Below are 15,051 nucleotides of genomic sequence, written 5' to 3'. Positions count from 1 at the left end.
AGGCCACCTGACATTCATCTCCGGAATATTCGCCAGTACTATTACACTTTGAGATAAATGGGAGTGGGAGGTTTTATCCCGCTTTAACGGGCAGTAAGACCCCCACCTCAAAATTCAGTGGAAGCAAAGAAGTTAGGTGGGGGATCAACTGTCCGTAAAAGTCCGATTGGTTCAACTAATAATCAGTGGGGGATGAACAAAACCCCCACTGATTAAAGTTTCACTTTATCGGAACAAGATAAAAATATGATGATTAGTTAATAACTTTAACAAAAGGAGAATAACATACTATGTTTAAAACAATCGATACAAATCAAAAAGATGTGAAATTAACGGTGTTTAGTTCGGACGAAAAAAGCTTTATGGTCACAGCAACATTAGTTGAGAAAGCAGGACATGCATTTTTAATAAACTCAAAATTTACGCAGTCTGATTCGAAAGAAATTGTAGAGTATTTGAAAAAAAACAACTTATCTCTAGATAAAATCTTTATTATTCATGGGGATCCAGACTACTACTTTGGATTAGAGAGCATTAAAGCCTTTTACCCAGAAGCTATAGCGTATGCAACAGAGTCTACTGTTGAACATATCGTTCATTCTGTCTTAGGGAAATTAAAAGTTTGGAAAGACGTCCTTGGAGAAAATGCACCAAGTAACGTGGTATTACCTCAAGTATTTAAAGAAAAAGCGATTGATTTTCAGGGGTTAACATTTGAACTAGTAGGCTTAGATCATTACAGAACTAGCCTATTTAATAAAGAACTAAAAGTATTAATTGGTGGTATCGATGTATTTAACGAAATACATGTATTCTTAGCGGATACTAGCTCAAAAGCGGCTATGGAGGCATGGATTGAGAACTTGAAAGTATTACAAGCATTACATGCTGACATAATTGTGCCTAGCCATGGATCAATCGAAAAATCCCTAAATAATCAAGCACTTACTGCGACAATGGATTATCTAAGAACGGCGGTTCAAGCTTCTGAGGAAAGTGGAACTTCAAAAGATTTTGTGGCAAAACTTGAAGCAGCATATCCAGGCTATGCAAATAAAGGTGTATTAGAATTAAGTGCAAAAGTTGTAACAAAAGAAATACCTTGGGGTTAATGATATGAATAAATATCAAAAACTATTACATGAAACGTATGTGTTAACTGGCGAAGGGAAATTGGATGCGTTCAAAACGTATTTAAGTGAAAATGTATCTTGGACAGAAGCTGCTGGGTTTCCATATGCAGGTACTTATATAGGTCCAGATGAAGTAGTGAAAAACGTACATGAACGTCTTGGCACAGAATGGGATGACTATAGCGCTAAAGATGAAATTTATGCTTTTAATAACAATACTGTTATCGTTTATGGAAAATATAGTGGAACATATAAAGCTACAGGGAAGTCATTTGTAGCAGATTTTTGTCACCTTTATAAGTTTGATGAGAACGATAAGGTTAAGAAGTTTATTCAAATTGTGGACAGTGCAACTGTTAATGAGGTATTAAGTTAGAATTAATCGTTTCTAATATGCCTTGTCCTTGTATAGGGGGAGGTTAGGATAAATGAAATTCCTAACATTACCCCTGACATTACATTTTGGGGAAGGTTTCTCCTTCTTCAAGCTTTTTATAGAAGAAAACTTATTTAAGTAGAAGAGGTAGGTATATATGAAATTAGAGAAAAGTTTAATCATAACAATTATTTCTGTATTTATTTTAGGAGTAGTTTCGACTTTGGTATATCAAGCTTCCAACGGTAATAACAAAGGGAACTCAATAAAGAGTGAAAATGTCGCTTCTGTATCAAAAGAAGTAAAAGAAAATGAAAAGAATAAAAAGATGGTAGTTGATTTCTATAATGAAGTTTTTAACAAACATAATATCGATATTATCCCTAAATATGTTAGCGAAGATTATAAGCAACATAATCCTTTTGTTGCTGATGGACGAAAAGCCTTCATGGATTTCTTTAAGGAGGATTTTGTTAAAAATCCTAATTCCTCTGCAGAGATTAAACGTGTAGTAGCTGAAGGGGATACAGTTGCTCTTCATGTACATTCTCGTACTAATTCTCAAGATAAGGGAGTTGCTATAGTGGATATATTTCGTATCAAGGATGGAAAGATTGTCGAACACTGGGATGTAATTCAAGAGATTCCAAGTGAAGCAGCTAATGATAATACGATGTTTTAGTTAGAAGATATATTTAATAATTGTTTAAATGATAGTGCTGTATAGAGTTTAGAAATTTAGATAAGTAAAGGAGATGTCCTAGTACCATGCCTGGGACATCTCCTTTTTGTTTTAATGATATTTAATTTATTGTTATTTGTATTTTTTTATGTACTACTATTCAAGTACATATCATTTCAGGCGGTTTTCTTTTATCCCGCATTAACGGGCGGTAAGATCCCCATTTCAAAATTCAGCGGAAGCAAAGAAATTAGGTGGGGGGGCGGGCTGCCCGTAAAAGCCCAATTGGTGAGGGCTGATTAAAGTTTCACTTTATGTTTCTATATCTTTTCCCTCTTCTACACCAGCAGAAGCAAATCAGATAAAAATGTAGGGCTTAAGTAACTAAAATAAAGAAAAAGCCATACAAGTAGTATGACTTTCTTTGCAGAACAATTAAGCTTGTGGTGCAGGCGGTCTTCCATTGAAGTTAGAACGTTTTGGAATTCCTTAAATTAAGAACAGAGTGGGATTAATCCTGGCCCAATTACTAGCGCTGTTTTCTACATACCTTACTTTTTTACGAACAGATTTCAACTGATTTAATAATTCATCACTATTAAATCGTTATAAGCTTCTTTTATACAATATTTCATACAACAATATCAGCTTCTCGATTTTTTGCAACAGGCCCCATTTTAATGACTTTAATAAGGATACGTATAGTAACGAAGAGACGATTCTATAAATACATAAGAATCGTCCTTTCGTTTTGCAAATGATGCATTAATATCAGTCTCATACTATTTTAATGGTAGGGGTAAAAATAGTTTCTTTTTAACCTACGCTAAATTGTTATAATTTTTTTTGCTCTAGAGGCCAATTCCATATCATGTGTAACAAATATTATCGTTTTTCCATCTTCATTAAGGTCTTTTAATATATTAAACACTAAATCTCGATTATTGTTATCTAAATTACCAGTTGGCTCATCAGCTAAAATGTAGTCGCATTTTTTAATAAGTATTCTTGCTAAAGCGATTCTTTGTTGTTCTCCACCACTAAGCTCAAAAATTTTTTTCTTCTCATAATTAGGCAAATTCACTTTTTGTAAAGCTTCTTTTATTATTTTTCTTTTATCGATATTTTTTTGATATTCTAGGGCTATTAATAAATTTTTCTCTACCGTTTCGTTTTCCATTAAAGCGTAATTTTGAAATAGATAAGCTAATTTTTCACGTTGCAATAGTAAGGTTTGCTTTTTGTTTGGATTCATTTGTTCTTCTATAATTATATCTCCAGAGTCGCTTTGTTCTAATAAACCAATAATATTTAATAACGTCGTTTTTCCTTTTCCACTTTCCCCAACGATTGCGATGAAGTCTGTATCTTCAATCTTCAATGAGAAGTCTTTTAATACAACTTTATTACCAAATTTCTTATTTATATTCACTAATTCAATCATTACTAATGTTCTCCTTTTATGATAGCATTGAATGTTTGATTGCTTAATTTCTTATCAAAGAAATAGCTTATTAAAATTTCTAAGATTAGGATCAAAATACCTATAGAAATCACATAAGTATCAATAACATATATAGATACAGATATAATAGGTATAATATTTACTAATAACAATAAAGTAATCATAATTTTATTGCGCTTTATAGCGCTAAATCCAAATAATTGTTTAATATACAAATTGAACTTGTTTTTTTCATAGTAACTAGAAATAGTGTTATAAGTTATTAGAAAATTCGAGACGATTAATATGATCATTGCGATCAATAAATTTTCTTTTTCTGTTTTTAGGTTTTGAATTTCAAACGCTAAACGATCATATACTGAGGTGATATTTTGTATAGTTGATTGAGCCTCATTTTTAGTAATAGTAGCCCTTATACTATCGTATGGTTGCTCACTATTAGTTTTAAAATAAAATTCAGATGCAACATATGACAAATAAAAGGATTGATTGAAGATACCTGTATCAATAATTGCAATAGGATCTCTAATGAGATTTTTATCTTCCGCTTTTATAGTTGAATCATAAGTAAAATAATCTTGATTATTTTTTACATATATAATATTTATATTTAACTCTTGTTCTTTAGTATTATTTTTCTCTCTTCCTAGTTCCTCATTATAAATGTTATCAACTTCAACTTTTTGGAAATAAAAATGTTTTCTATAATTCTTATATATTTCCTTCTCATATTCCTTTAATTTTTCAGGCACTAATATATTCATAGTATTCGAATCATGAATAATTTGCTCTTTGATTGTTTTTTTAACTGATTTAATAGGATTATAAGATAAATAGTTTGAATTTATAGTAACACTATTTCCGGAAGGTTCTAACTTCGGATCCCCATTTTCATTATTTAAATCATAGATATACTTTCCATCTATTTTGTCATAATTTGACGTACTAATTAGAAAGCCACCATGTTGTTTTTCCATATCCAAGTAAAGGTCTTTCATTTTTTTGCTAATTTTTTCTTCCGCACCTAAATCGTCGCCCTTAGCGAAAGTAACTTGAGTTTTATAAATATGTTTAGTTTTTGACCAATTAGATAAATTATCTATCTTTTGATTGAGTTCATTCGATAGGATTTTCCAATGATACGTGGACAATAACATTACGACTATAAATAGAAATTTTAAAGTGAAATTTAATGTGCTAACTAATATATATGGCTTGTTACCTTTTATTTTTGAAACATTTATATTTCTAGTAAAGGCTACTATCGTAATTATTGTGATAGGTATAATTAAAATAAAACTCAATGTAATTGCTATAATCCAAAAAATACATGATAATTCAAAATAAAAATCTGTACTATCTGTAAATATACAATACATAATAAATAATACATAAATCATAAGACTTGATAGTATCATGATTTTCCCTAAATTAAAGATAAAGAAGCTAACTATTTTTTTTCTTGTATAGCCCAATGTTTGCATGATAGCTATATCTTTCAATCTACGAATGATATAGTGAATAATCGCAACAAAGATGCATAATACAATCAAAAATATACAAAATATTTGAAACCCATTGCTCTCAAGTAAATATATAAAATTGGCTTTATTTTCGCCAAAAATTTCTGTTTTAGCTACATTTTCATTTAGTTCTTTTAACATGACATTTATTTTTTCTTTATCTTGAGTCGAGATATAGTACATACCACTTCCATCAAAATTTTCATCTGCACTTAAAGGTTGGATAGTTATTTTAGTTTTCGAATCTATTCTTTTTATAATACCAATTTGATCTGTGCTCTCAATTTCAGAAGTACTTATAAATTTGTTTGAATTTACTTCTGGAAACTTCCCTGATTTTAACTTGATATGGTTATTTAAACCAGTATCAGTTGTAAAAATATGTAAATCATTTTCTCCCGGGTATATGTATTTTGAAATATTCACATTATATTTCTTTGCTAAACTTTGTAAAAATTCAATGTAATTCTTAGTGTAACTTTTCTCTTCTTCAAAATTTAAAGTAATACTAGTTGTATTTTTATAGAATAACTGTTGTGTTTTATATTCTTTAAAAATATTTAAAGATAAAAATGCAGTTAATGCCAGCGTTGCTGCCATTAAAATAAAAATGATTTTTTTCATGCAAACACCTCTTAGAAAAATCTAATATCACTAATTATCTATATTCAAAAACAAGAGAAGTTTTTAAACTTCTCTTGTTTTTGAATATTATTTATTATCGTAATTCGCTTTATTTGTACCACTAGATGTCCATGTAGCTTTTGCTTTGCTAAATACATCTTTCTTCTGCCATTTTCCATCATTGTAGACGCCTTTTCCATTTGTAACTGTTGCTCTACCTTGTTTTGTATAATGTTTATATTCGGAAATGACGTTTCCATCTCTTTTTCCTCTAATCCAATACCCACCGTCTGCTTTACCAGACGTTACACCTGCGTATAACTGAGGTTTATTGCCAGAATTGTTTTCATCTGCTACAAATCCTTCAGTTATTGTGCTATCCGCTGTCACAATTTCGGACTTTCCAACTGTTTTTTCTGCGGCAAATACATTCATTGAAGCTGGAACTACTAAAACACCTGCAGCAATTGCACCGATAATAGCTTTTTTCATACTAATTCCCCATTTCTATCAGTTTATATTTTGTTAAGATTTTACACTAATGGAAAATCTTACAATTTAAATTTACCATATCCTCATTTTTTTGTAAATAAAAAGTAAATTTTCAGTTTATAATAATTGTTTTTAATTCATTGTTCATATATTCATCTTTATTATTTTTGCGGGATCAAGAAAGGGTATTTTAAGATTTAAATGTTAGTTGAAATAATAACGCCTTTCAAATAAGTTAAGAGGTTTTATTATTATTTTATGAGAGAACAACAGCGAAAAAAGCAGTGAAATAGAAGTTTCTAGTAACAAATATTACTGTGGAAAATTTAATAATTATTGGTAATATTGGGATATACTTATATGTTAACATAATATAGGATTGTATTGTTATTAAAAATTAAAAAAGATCAACTCTATTAAAGAGTTGATCTTTGTAGTGGAAGTAGTTTTTAATTGGACAAATTACCCTATGAAAAGAAAACAGTTCTGGTGCAAAAATAAAATACAATAACTTAACATGGCACAATAATATTTGGGACAGAATCCAATACATATTATTAAAATTAAGATAGTTCAAGTCGGCAGAAGGCACCTTTAGGTGTCTTTTTTTATGAATTTCAAGCCCACCTATTTCCGTAGGTGAACTACTTGTGATTTTACACAATTAAGTTATAGCAAAAGCATTTATATCGAAAGTAATTAAAATTAACTTTGTAACCCTAATAATCTCCATTGTTTTATTATCTTTTATTTTAAAATGAAGTCTTTTCCCTATACGTTCACTAATTACAATATTTCCAAAGGCTAATTTACGCAAATGTTGTACAATCAAATCCTCTGTAATTCTTGTTTGCTTACTTAAATCAAAAACTGACAACGATCTATATGTAATCAATTTACAAACAATTGATAAGCGAGTAGAATTCCCTAATAACCCTAAAACTTTTATATTTTCTGTATAGAAGCTAAAATCCATATGAAAAGCATGTAACAGATCTTCCAACCTCCTAAAATAAGATGAATATCAACCAAAATATCTTAACATAAAAATAGTGAAAAACCTAAAATATTCCAATTGTTCATTGGGAAAAATAATACTTGAATGGGAGTCCAATACATATTCTTAGAATTAAAGTGATTCAAATCGGAGGAAGGAACCTTTGGGGTGCCTTTTTATTTATGGAGTTTATTAGAAAATATTTGAAATATAATACAGTAGATTATATTATTATGTGTGTATGATTTCTGGTTTTAAAAATTACAAAAATTAATAGGGGGGAAACAATAATGAAGTTAGGAAAATTAGCATTAATTGGGGCATTAACTTTTAGCGGTTTTACTGCAATAGAAATGAGTAAACCTACCTCACAAGCAGCTGCAGCTTACTCAGATCCACTTAATGATGATTGGGGATTTAAAACCATTGTGGATTTACAAAATTCAGAGGAAAGTACATATCAACCAGATTGGAAGATTGGGAATTTAATAACTGGTGATACATTTTACTTAACACAGCACTTTGGTAGAGAACATTTTGGTGCGCAAATGAAAATTTTTAAAATCCACACAAATGGTACCCTAGAACGATTCCAAACAATAGAACCAGAATTTATTCCTGGAACAGAAATTTGGCAAACCCCTATCACAGATAGCTATACAAGCGGTACTTATGTCGCTGCAATTAAATATCGTGGTGAATTCACGTATTCAAATCAATTTACAATCAATTAGGGATATAACGTGATCATTTATTTTTTACGAAACCCACCCTTTTGCTTCCGACGGCGACGAGGAAGCAAAAGGGTGGGTTTTTTGTTATCTTTTTCTAAAATTTGTTTCCTAAAAACATACGCAGACACTTCACGTACAATGGCTTTCACAAATTCTTTTAGAAGCTCAAACAAAAACTCCATAGGTATATTACCCCCTTTCCTTCCAAATGGAAAGAAGGGATAACCAATCAAACTCACAATAAACAGTTAATCCTATTTTATTATACTAGTACAATCTCACCAATATAAAAAAGACCACCATTACTGGCAGTCCTTTTTTGGTAGTTTTAGAAATTAAATTATAACATATTAATATACAAATTATAAATATACTTTTACAAAAGATACTATAAGTTTTTTATAATTCTTGATTTCTCAATTTCCATTGCATACTGAATTTTCCTGTAAGTATTAATAACTACCATTAAAATTATCAATCCACTAGATTATTAGAAAAAACTGGTTATCTACATAATTGTTTGGTAAAATATAGATATAATTTAAGAGGGTAAAGTTAATATAGATCAACTAAGTAATGCTAAGAAAATGTTTTATTGCATAAAAAAAGGCTCCATTGCTGGAGCACTCAAAATAAACAAACGAATTAAAACAAGAAACAGACAATTTAACTATATAGATAAAACATAAATAAATCTATATATATGTAAAAATTCATATAAAAACTCTATTTATTGATGCTATAATAGATTTACTCGATGATTGTTATATTTTTTTATGGTTTTTAAGCAATAAATACCTTCTTAACACCAAGTGTACAAGAAAAGAAGACATCTTAAGTGATGTCTTCTTTTCTTATATAATAACAACACAATAAAATTAAGATGGTTCAAGTGGGAGGAAGGCACCTTTGGGTATCTTTTCTTTGTCAAATTTGCCTAATAGGTGCAGCACCACATTTCTATCAAGTTAAAAATTTTTTCACCCAAAACAAAAAAACGAGCTGAATTTACATAAATAACTATGAAAGAAAACAAAAACTTGGGATTAAAGAACTTGTGATGTATGACTATATTGGCTGTTTTTATCCAGAAGGATACATGAATCCTGATTATACATTTGTATTTAATCATGAGGATATTGAAGGAATTATATTTGTAGGTTTTATAGATGAGGAAGAAGAGGCATTTGTAGGATTGCTTAATTGAATAGGATCTAGAAACAGGTAATCTTCAAATTTTGATAAAACTAGCAATCTCCACGCCGAAATTGGTTAAATTATAAGGGGGAAAAGCTGGTCACGAAAATGATGAAGAGATTACTATTTTCAAATCAGTTGGTTTGGCTGTAGTAGATACTATCGTTGCGAATTATTTGTATGAGAAAGTAGTGGAGCGCGGGATGGGATTGAGTTTTCAGGGACTGCCTTTTGGTGGTCTTTTTTGCATAAAATCTTGTAAAGTAAGAAAAAGTTGAATATTAATATTCTAATATTCAATAGAAAGATAAAATGTTTTAAAGTTCAAAATAATACATTATAATATATTTAGTAAAATTAACCAATTTATATTTTGCTCATTATGTATTAAAGGGGAAATGAAAATGGCTGGACAAATTCGTATGTCACCAGAGGAGCTTAAATCGAAAGCAGCTCAATATGGACAAGGTGCAAATCAAATTGAGGACATTTTAAGTCAACTACAAAATTTACAAAATGAATTAAGAGGAGAATGGGAAGGTCGTGCTTTCGAAGGTTTTGATCAACAGTTCAATCAATTAAAGCCAAAAGTACAAAACTTCGCACAGTTATTACAAGAAATTAATATGCAGCTTAATAAAACTGCAGAAGCTGTTGTTTCTCATGATGAAGAATTATCACGTAATTTCGGTTTGAAATAAAAATTGTCATACTCTATATAACAGGCATTTCAAATGAGCCATACAGCTTATAGTGTATGGCTCATTTGATTGCATGCCCAACTTAGCTGGACACACGTTTAAAAAGAGTGATATTAATAGGGAATTTTCATATATTTATTGGGATTTCTTTGGCATCTTCTGAAAATTAGAGAAAGGATTTGAGTGATGGGACAATTTCAAAGTAATTTTCAAACGGCACAACAAATTGCTACGCAGATGAGAACAGCTTCGAATATAATCCAAAGTGCAACAAATCGTTCTATAACAAAGGCGACGCGTACAACACTATCTGTTAATTCCAAAGCACAAGAAGCGAATCAACAAATGTTAGATTTTACGAAACAATTTTCCACTGCCTTTCAACAAGCGGTCGATAATATTCATTCAGTAGCCCAAGAGTTTGAGAGAATGGATAACGAACTTCACAACACTTTTCGCTAATGTGACAACCTACGTAAAGGTAAAATAGTAGGAGGAATATAATGAGTCAAGATATTGAAAAACAAATCAATCAAGTAAATCAAAAGTTAAGAAGTGTATTTGAAGAACAAGACCGAAATCAATCCGCGATTCACATTCAGGAGCAAGCGGAAGCAGATTTTTATGAATGGAGAGGTCGAAACCATCGTTTGTTTGATCGAATTTTAGGAACTTGGCATGGTGATAGAGAAATGTCTCAATTTTTTATGAATACATATCAAGAGGCACAACATATTGAACGAAAAGTCACATTTGAATTAGAAAACCAAAAAGAAACGTTGCTTAAAGAAAGACGAAACCTTAGTGATTTAGAAAACGACCTTTCCTATCAACAACAACAATTAGCGAGGGAGGTCAATGCATGAGCTTAAATATGTATTTAGGAGAAGTACAAGGCCAAACTCAAAGTATGAATGCTGTATGTAACGCTACTATTCAAGGGATGGAACAAGTCATTCAGTCAATTGATGCCTTTGCAATTGATACTGTTCTACAAGGACAAACTTATAGCAGTGCAAAATCATTTTTTGTACAAACCTTTCGTCCTTTAGCGCAAGGAATCATTTATCTGTGTGAAGAGTTAATTCGCCAGAACGATGCTTTTCCAAGTCAATTTCAATCACAAGTCGCTTCCACAGATGTAATTGAACAAGAAATATTAGAACAAATTCGAGAAATTGACCGAATGAAAGCAAGTATGGAAGCCATCAGTCAAGCTATGCCAATCCCAGGTATGGACGCTATGGCGAATCTTTTTACTGTGATGAGGAAAAAACTGCAAGAAAAGCTGGATCATTTGTATCAATTCAATCAGACCTCTAGTAATAATTATAGTACAGCACTTCAATTAGCAGCTAGTATTGCTGCAGGTCTTGCGGAAGTTCAAAGTGGAAAAGGCTTTAGTCCTGCAAGTGGTACATTTAGTACGCAAGGGTTGAATATGGAATGGACAACTTCAATTCAAGCGATTACAGAAGAGAGGGCACGACAAGCTACCAATTCAATTGAAGAAGGTGAAATGTGTGGTAAGCTACCTGAAAAATCTACTGGTGAAAAAATTTGGGACGGTATTGTAGATGGCACGGGACAAGCAGTTAGCGATACAATAGACGGAATAAAAGCTTTAGGGGATTGGGAAACGTGGGAAAACATGGGGAACGCTGCTTTGCACCCTATTGATACCCTTAGTACCATGTATAATGCATTGTCAGATTCATTTATTAATGATGTAATAAATGGAGACGCAGAAAGTCGGGCAAAGTGGGGAAGTTATGCTTTAACACAAGTTGGATTAGGACTTATTGGTGATAAAGGATTAAGTAAAGTATCGAAGGTAGCAACTACTGCAAATCTAACAAAAGGTATGTCCAGAGTAACTAATTCTGCTACATATAGAAATGCAATAAACGTATTAAATAATTTTAATTTAAACATTGGAAACCGTTTTGCTTATGCTGGTATTGGGGGAAGTTCTTTAAAATCTAGCTTTATTGATGCTTATCAAACAGCTAAGGATAAGCTATCACCTTATCAATATACTAAAAGGACTACGGATGGTGACATTTTTGTTGGTAAATTATATGGAGAAGATGTAATTCTTAAAGATGTTAAAGTTGATGAAATTACTTACTCTAAGAGAACTCGAGAAGAAGCTGAACAACTTCGGAAGGAATTTGATAGGAGTGTGAGAAAAGATTTTCTTAATGCATTGGTAAATGATCCTGTTAAACTGAAAGAACTCAAAAAAGCGGGAATAACAGATGCTGATATAGAAAGGATGAAAAGAGGAAACAATCCAAAAGGGTGGCAAGTACATCATAACCTCCCTTTAGATGATGGAGGAACAAACGATTTTGGAAATTTAACATTAATACAAAATCATCCATATCATAAAGCTATAACTAATACACAACGTACGTTAACTAGACACTTACAAGAGGGAGATAGTGTAGACGTAAGCTGGCCTATACCAAAACATAACATCTACCCTAAGGGAGAATAAATAAACTTAGAAAGGGATTTTTATATGTGGAAAAATCTGGTTTTAGAAATTGAAAAAATAGAGAAAAGTTTTAATGATAAACTGAATACACCAGCAACAGATAGTGAAGTTCAGAAATTAAGAGAACGCATGAAAGAGAGTTATAATGTTGACCTACCGAGTGAATATGAGGAGTTTCTTAAAACTGTAAATGGATTAGATTTTAACGGGCTAGTACTTTATGGAGTTGACTCTTATTTGTTAGATACAGAAAGGGACGAATCAATTTGCGGGCTTATAGAAACCAATGAGATTTGGTATGAAAATGAATTTCAAAAAGAGTATCTTTTCTTTGGCGATTCAAATATTGCGTGGTTTTGTAAGAGCTTATCAGACGGTACTTATTTAGAACTTGATAAACCATCTGGTACGGTAATGAACACATATAATGATTTTAATACAATGCTTGAGGAAGCGTTAAAAATAACCCTTCTTTAATAGGGGGTATTAAAAATTATGTTTAATTTTTTAAAAGAATATGTTGTAGCAGACAGAAGTGTCCGTTCTAAACAAAAACCTATTTTCTATCCTATATATCAAGATGAGATAGATGAGGCAGAAAGCTTATTACAAATGGAACTTCCAAAAGAACTGAAACGCTTTTATCAAGAAATAGGTTGTGGTTTTTTTAAGTCTGATACAAGAACGTTTTTCAACAGATTTATGGACCCGATTTCAGTTGCAGATTTCCGTTTAAGGCAAGATATTTATGAATATAATCCAAACCTAGATGATGATTCATTAGTGTTTTTTGAAGTAACAGAACTTAACTTTTTAACAATTAAATTTAAAGAGGAAAATGAATTAGGTCAATGTCCTACTTACTCTGAAGATAAGAAAATAGCGGATTCTTTAGAAGAATTTTTAATTAAAATGGATGAAAATCCTGACTATTATATTTAATCTTTTTAAGACTTGCATTAAGGTGTAGCATTTGAAAAATATCTAATCATGAGTAAAAAAGCTTATGTATAACCTGCATAAGCTTTTTTAATGTCCATAATAGGTAAAAAGTATCAAAAACATTCACCATTAAATCACTTGAAAGTTTAAAGCGGCTCCTAAATTAGAAAATCATATTAAAAATATAGATCCCTCTGTTCCAAGAAGGAGAGGTATTGATGGAGCACACAACAGTGAAGAGTTCTTTAAAAACAATATTAAAAATAGTCAGTGAATCCCCTTCAAAAATTCTAGTTGTAAAAACAGTAGAATACAATATGCCTAAGTTAAATATGGATGGCACCCCTACAGGAGAGTATGGAAATAAAGTATTCACAAACAACATTTATGATCCTAAAATTATAAGTGATAAGGAATTTATTAACCGTGGAATTGAAGCAGCTAATGACGCTAAATTAAAAACCAGTGATGGAGTTCTTTCGAGAGAAGGAGCAGGTGTTGACGGTAAAGAAATAACTTGGAGAGGATACCATAAAGGTGGAGAAATCTCTTCTTTTTTTCCAGAATAAATTAAAGGTATACGAGGAGAGATATGTATGCAAAGAGAATTTAGATTAAAAGATGAGGATTTACTAGATTTAACCCATTTTCCTATACAAGCAGTGTTTAATATGGTAGATGATGAAAGATTTTTAAAGGTAATCAATTCGGTTTGTGAAGGAGTAGGATTTGGAGAGGAATATGGCGCATGTACTTTTCCAGGAGATTTGGATGAGTATGATATTGCCAATGGAGATTCATTTGAAGGGGTAGAATTTGTATTATACAGTGGTGATGAGGTAATAATTAATTATCAAACACTTTATCATTATTTTAAAAAAATGTGCGAGGGTTATTCAAAAAAGTATCCAAACACAATTAAGAGATTAGAAGACAGTCTTAACAAATTTATTGAATTATACAATATTAATAGGTAGAGACTATTTATAACTTATCCAAAATCATTATAAAAGGTAGAATGTTTCATGATTAGAATTGATTATATGCTAATATTCAATAAAAAGATTTGATGTTTGAAAATTCGCAACAAAATCTCGTAATATGTTTAGTAAAATTAACCGATTCATATTTTACTCATTATGTATTAAAAGGGAAATGAAAAAAACTTGGTCAACAGTAGCGGGGTGGTTTAATTAACATGAAAAAAAGTATAAATTTTAATAAAAAAGTTTTTGAATACTATATGACTCTTTATGCTGTAAATGATATAAGATCGACTATAATTACTCTTGTGATTGGGTGCAATAGGTTTGAAAGGTAGTGTTGGAAAAGAAACTGGTATAACAGTTCCTGTTTTAGAGGGGTTTACTATGGGAAGTAGTTTTAAATTTGAAAAACCTGAGGAGAAAAAATGATATGAAAACTCCATCGTATAAACCATTATATATTTTAGTTTATGTCGTAATATCTGTATCTATTATAGGATTAATGATTACTCCATCCAACAATTGGTGGGAAAAATTGTTAGGAACTATCGTTCTCATTCTTTTGGGAGCAGGTTTAATATGTTTTTTAAAATTCGGAAGGTGGGCGCAAGAGAAATTTTATGATAAATTTACAAAAAAACGGGATTAATATAAGACTGGAGTAATTAAGATATGCGTACAATAAATAGAATTCTG

18 protein-coding genes and 2 pseudogenes are annotated in these 15,051 nt (G+C 30.9%); 15 read left to right on the top strand and 5 right to left on the bottom strand.

The window, feature by feature from the left end; all coding sequences use genetic code 11:
- The first annotated feature begins 290 nt into the window (after positions 1 to 290).
- The 3 genes from ACTFR8_RS18935 to ACTFR8_RS18925 all read left to right on the top strand — a co-directional run bounded on the left by ACTFR8_RS18935 (position 291) and on the right by ACTFR8_RS18925 (position 2,191).
- The gene (locus ACTFR8_RS18935) at positions 291 to 1,112 is read left to right on the top strand and encodes a cytoplasmic protein (RefSeq protein ID WP_200462032.1); all 822 of its coding nucleotides are present in this window, start codon (positions 291 to 293) and stop codon (positions 1,110 to 1,112) included.
- A gap of 4 nt (positions 1,113 to 1,116) precedes the next feature.
- Entirely contained in the window at positions 1,117 to 1,509 is a 393-nt protein-coding gene (locus ACTFR8_RS18930) for a nuclear transport factor 2 family protein (protein ID WP_001046361.1), read from the top strand.
- A 157-nt stretch (positions 1,510 to 1,666) separates the two neighbouring features.
- Positions 1,667 to 2,191, top strand: a complete 525-nt coding sequence (locus tag ACTFR8_RS18925) for a nuclear transport factor 2 family protein (RefSeq protein WP_000764207.1) — start codon at positions 1,667 to 1,669, stop codon at positions 2,189 to 2,191.
- 826 nt (positions 2,192 to 3,017) lie between these two features.
- On the opposite strand, the gene ACTFR8_RS18920 is transcribed toward ACTFR8_RS18925, so the two are convergent.
- The 4 genes from ACTFR8_RS18920 to ACTFR8_RS18905 form a co-directional block, all read right to left on the bottom strand.
- Positions 3,018 to 3,635 (bottom strand): putative bacteriocin export ABC transporter, encoded by a 618-nt coding sequence (locus ACTFR8_RS18920; RefSeq protein ID WP_000571715.1) that lies wholly within the window; start codon positions 3,633 to 3,635, stop codon positions 3,018 to 3,020.
- Between the two features lie 2 nt (positions 3,636 to 3,637).
- Positions 3,638 to 5,803, bottom strand: coding sequence for a DUF1430 domain-containing protein (locus ACTFR8_RS18915; protein WP_100619673.1), 2,166 nt, complete (start codon positions 5,801 to 5,803; stop codon positions 3,638 to 3,640).
- An 87-nt stretch (positions 5,804 to 5,890) separates the two neighbouring features.
- A complete protein-coding gene (locus ACTFR8_RS18910; RefSeq protein ID WP_000709112.1) occupies positions 5,891 to 6,295 on the bottom strand; it encodes a lactococcin 972 family bacteriocin in 405 nt (134 codons plus the stop codon).
- Between the two features lie 664 nt (positions 6,296 to 6,959).
- The gene (locus ACTFR8_RS18905; protein ID WP_000347620.1) at positions 6,960 to 7,271 is read right to left on the bottom strand and encodes an ArsR/SmtB family transcription factor; all 312 of its coding nucleotides are present in this window, start codon (positions 7,269 to 7,271) and stop codon (positions 6,960 to 6,962) included.
- 311 nt (positions 7,272 to 7,582) lie between these two features.
- Here ACTFR8_RS18905 and ACTFR8_RS18900 point away from each other — a divergent pair, with 311 nt between their 5' ends.
- Positions 7,583 to 8,026 carry a DUF5065 family protein gene (locus ACTFR8_RS18900; RefSeq protein ID WP_000765890.1) on the top strand — a complete coding sequence of 148 codons (444 nt, stop codon included), beginning with the start codon at positions 7,583 to 7,585 and terminating at the stop codon, positions 8,024 to 8,026.
- A 17-nt stretch (positions 8,027 to 8,043) separates the two neighbouring features.
- Here the strand turns inward: ACTFR8_RS18900 and ACTFR8_RS18895 are convergent, their stop codons facing one another.
- Positions 8,044 to 8,208, bottom strand: a complete 165-nt coding sequence (locus ACTFR8_RS18895; protein WP_000394761.1) for a hypothetical protein — start codon at positions 8,206 to 8,208, stop codon at positions 8,044 to 8,046.
- An 839-nt stretch (positions 8,209 to 9,047) separates the two neighbouring features.
- Here ACTFR8_RS18895 and ACTFR8_RS18890 point away from each other — a divergent pair.
- From ACTFR8_RS18890 to ACTFR8_RS18840, 11 genes and pseudogenes are all read left to right on the top strand, one after another.
- A pseudogene (locus ACTFR8_RS18890) lies at positions 9,048 to 9,233 on the top strand (DUF4176 domain-containing protein); the annotation flags it as partial.
- A 76-nt stretch (positions 9,234 to 9,309) separates the two neighbouring features.
- Positions 9,310 to 9,501: pseudogene (locus tag ACTFR8_RS18885) on the top strand (hypothetical protein); the annotation flags it as partial.
- Between the two features lie 126 nt (positions 9,502 to 9,627).
- Complete coding sequence (locus ACTFR8_RS18880) at positions 9,628 to 9,924, top strand: WXG100 family type VII secretion target (RefSeq protein WP_100619908.1); 297 nt, start codon at positions 9,628 to 9,630, stop codon at positions 9,922 to 9,924.
- 186 nt (positions 9,925 to 10,110) lie between these two features.
- Entirely contained in the window at positions 10,111 to 10,386 is a 276-nt protein-coding gene (locus tag ACTFR8_RS18875; RefSeq protein WP_000529655.1) for a TIGR04197 family type VII secretion effector, read from the top strand.
- Positions 10,387 to 10,427: 41 nt separating this feature from the next.
- The gene (locus tag ACTFR8_RS18870; RefSeq protein WP_000076120.1) at positions 10,428 to 10,790 is read left to right on the top strand and encodes a DUF3958 family protein; all 363 of its coding nucleotides are present in this window, start codon (positions 10,428 to 10,430) and stop codon (positions 10,788 to 10,790) included.
- On the top strand, positions 10,787 to 12,427 hold the full coding sequence (locus ACTFR8_RS18865; protein WP_100619909.1) for a T7SS effector LXG polymorphic toxin: 1,641 nt from the start codon (positions 10,787 to 10,789) through the stop codon (positions 12,425 to 12,427). The genes ACTFR8_RS18870 and ACTFR8_RS18865 overlap by 4 nt, the downstream gene beginning before the upstream one ends.
- A 24-nt stretch (positions 12,428 to 12,451) precedes the next feature.
- Positions 12,452 to 12,904 (top strand): YrhA family protein, encoded by a 453-nt coding sequence (locus tag ACTFR8_RS18860; protein ID WP_000265799.1) that lies wholly within the window; start codon positions 12,452 to 12,454, stop codon positions 12,902 to 12,904.
- Positions 12,905 to 12,922: 18 nt separating this feature from the next.
- Positions 12,923 to 13,369, top strand: coding sequence for an SMI1/KNR4 family protein (locus tag ACTFR8_RS18855; RefSeq protein ID WP_100619910.1), 447 nt, complete (start codon positions 12,923 to 12,925; stop codon positions 13,367 to 13,369).
- Between the two features lie 218 nt (positions 13,370 to 13,587).
- Positions 13,588 to 13,938 carry a CdiA family toxin C-terminal domain-containing protein gene (locus tag ACTFR8_RS18850; RefSeq protein WP_100619911.1) on the top strand — a complete coding sequence of 117 codons (351 nt, stop codon included), beginning with the start codon at positions 13,588 to 13,590 and terminating at the stop codon, positions 13,936 to 13,938.
- A gap of 27 nt (positions 13,939 to 13,965) precedes the next feature.
- Complete coding sequence (gene cdiI, locus ACTFR8_RS18845) at positions 13,966 to 14,346, top strand: ribonuclease toxin immunity protein CdiI (RefSeq protein WP_001188530.1); 381 nt, start codon at positions 13,966 to 13,968, stop codon at positions 14,344 to 14,346.
- A 439-nt stretch (positions 14,347 to 14,785) separates the two neighbouring features.
- Complete coding sequence (locus tag ACTFR8_RS18840; RefSeq protein ID WP_000856866.1) at positions 14,786 to 15,004, top strand: hypothetical protein; 219 nt, start codon at positions 14,786 to 14,788, stop codon at positions 15,002 to 15,004.
- The last annotated feature ends 47 nt before the right edge of the window (positions 15,005 to 15,051 follow it).

Source organism: Bacillus cereus group sp. MYBK15-3 (assembly GCF_051916765.1).
Classification (GTDB): Bacteria; Bacillota; Bacilli; order Bacillales; family Bacillaceae_G; genus Bacillus_A; species Bacillus_A cereus.
The sequence above is the reverse complement of the archived record's forward strand: the minus strand, read 5'-3'. Positions and strand labels throughout refer to the sequence as shown.

Coding starts and splice junctions, on each gene's coding strand:
- cdiI (WP_001188530.1), top strand. CDS start 13,966: ATGCAAAGAGAATTTAGATTAAAAGATGAGGATTTACTAGATTTAACC.
- ACTFR8_RS18920 (WP_000571715.1), bottom strand. CDS start 3,635: ATGATTGAATTAGTGAATATAAATAAGAAATTTGGTAATAAAGTTGTA.
- ACTFR8_RS18910 (WP_000709112.1), bottom strand. CDS start 6,295: ATGAAAAAAGCTATTATCGGTGCAATTGCTGCAGGTGTTTTAGTAGTT.
- ACTFR8_RS18935 (WP_200462032.1), top strand. CDS start 291: ATGTTTAAAACAATCGATACAAATCAAAAAGATGTGAAATTAACGGTG.
- ACTFR8_RS18925 (WP_000764207.1), top strand. CDS start 1,667: ATGAAATTAGAGAAAAGTTTAATCATAACAATTATTTCTGTATTTATT.
- ACTFR8_RS18870 (WP_000076120.1), top strand. CDS start 10,428: ATGAGTCAAGATATTGAAAAACAAATCAATCAAGTAAATCAAAAGTTA.
- ACTFR8_RS18860 (WP_000265799.1), top strand. CDS start 12,452: ATGTGGAAAAATCTGGTTTTAGAAATTGAAAAAATAGAGAAAAGTTTT.
- ACTFR8_RS18930 (WP_001046361.1), top strand. CDS start 1,117: ATGAATAAATATCAAAAACTATTACATGAAACGTATGTGTTAACTGGC.
- ACTFR8_RS18905 (WP_000347620.1), bottom strand. CDS start 7,271: ATGGATTTTAGCTTCTATACAGAAAATATAAAAGTTTTAGGGTTATTA.
- ACTFR8_RS18865 (WP_100619909.1), top strand. CDS start 10,787: ATGAGCTTAAATATGTATTTAGGAGAAGTACAAGGCCAAACTCAAAGT.
- ACTFR8_RS18900 (WP_000765890.1), top strand. CDS start 7,583: ATGAAGTTAGGAAAATTAGCATTAATTGGGGCATTAACTTTTAGCGGT.
- ACTFR8_RS18850 (WP_100619911.1), top strand. CDS start 13,588: ATGGAGCACACAACAGTGAAGAGTTCTTTAAAAACAATATTAAAAATA.
- ACTFR8_RS18875 (WP_000529655.1), top strand. CDS start 10,111: ATGGGACAATTTCAAAGTAATTTTCAAACGGCACAACAAATTGCTACG.
- ACTFR8_RS18915 (WP_100619673.1), bottom strand. CDS start 5,803: ATGAAAAAAATCATTTTTATTTTAATGGCAGCAACGCTGGCATTAACT.
- ACTFR8_RS18895 (WP_000394761.1), bottom strand. CDS start 8,208: ATGGAGTTTTTGTTTGAGCTTCTAAAAGAATTTGTGAAAGCCATTGTA.
- ACTFR8_RS18855 (WP_100619910.1), top strand. CDS start 12,923: ATGTTTAATTTTTTAAAAGAATATGTTGTAGCAGACAGAAGTGTCCGT.
- ACTFR8_RS18880 (WP_100619908.1), top strand. CDS start 9,628: ATGGCTGGACAAATTCGTATGTCACCAGAGGAGCTTAAATCGAAAGCA.
- ACTFR8_RS18840 (WP_000856866.1), top strand. CDS start 14,786: ATGAAAACTCCATCGTATAAACCATTATATATTTTAGTTTATGTCGTA.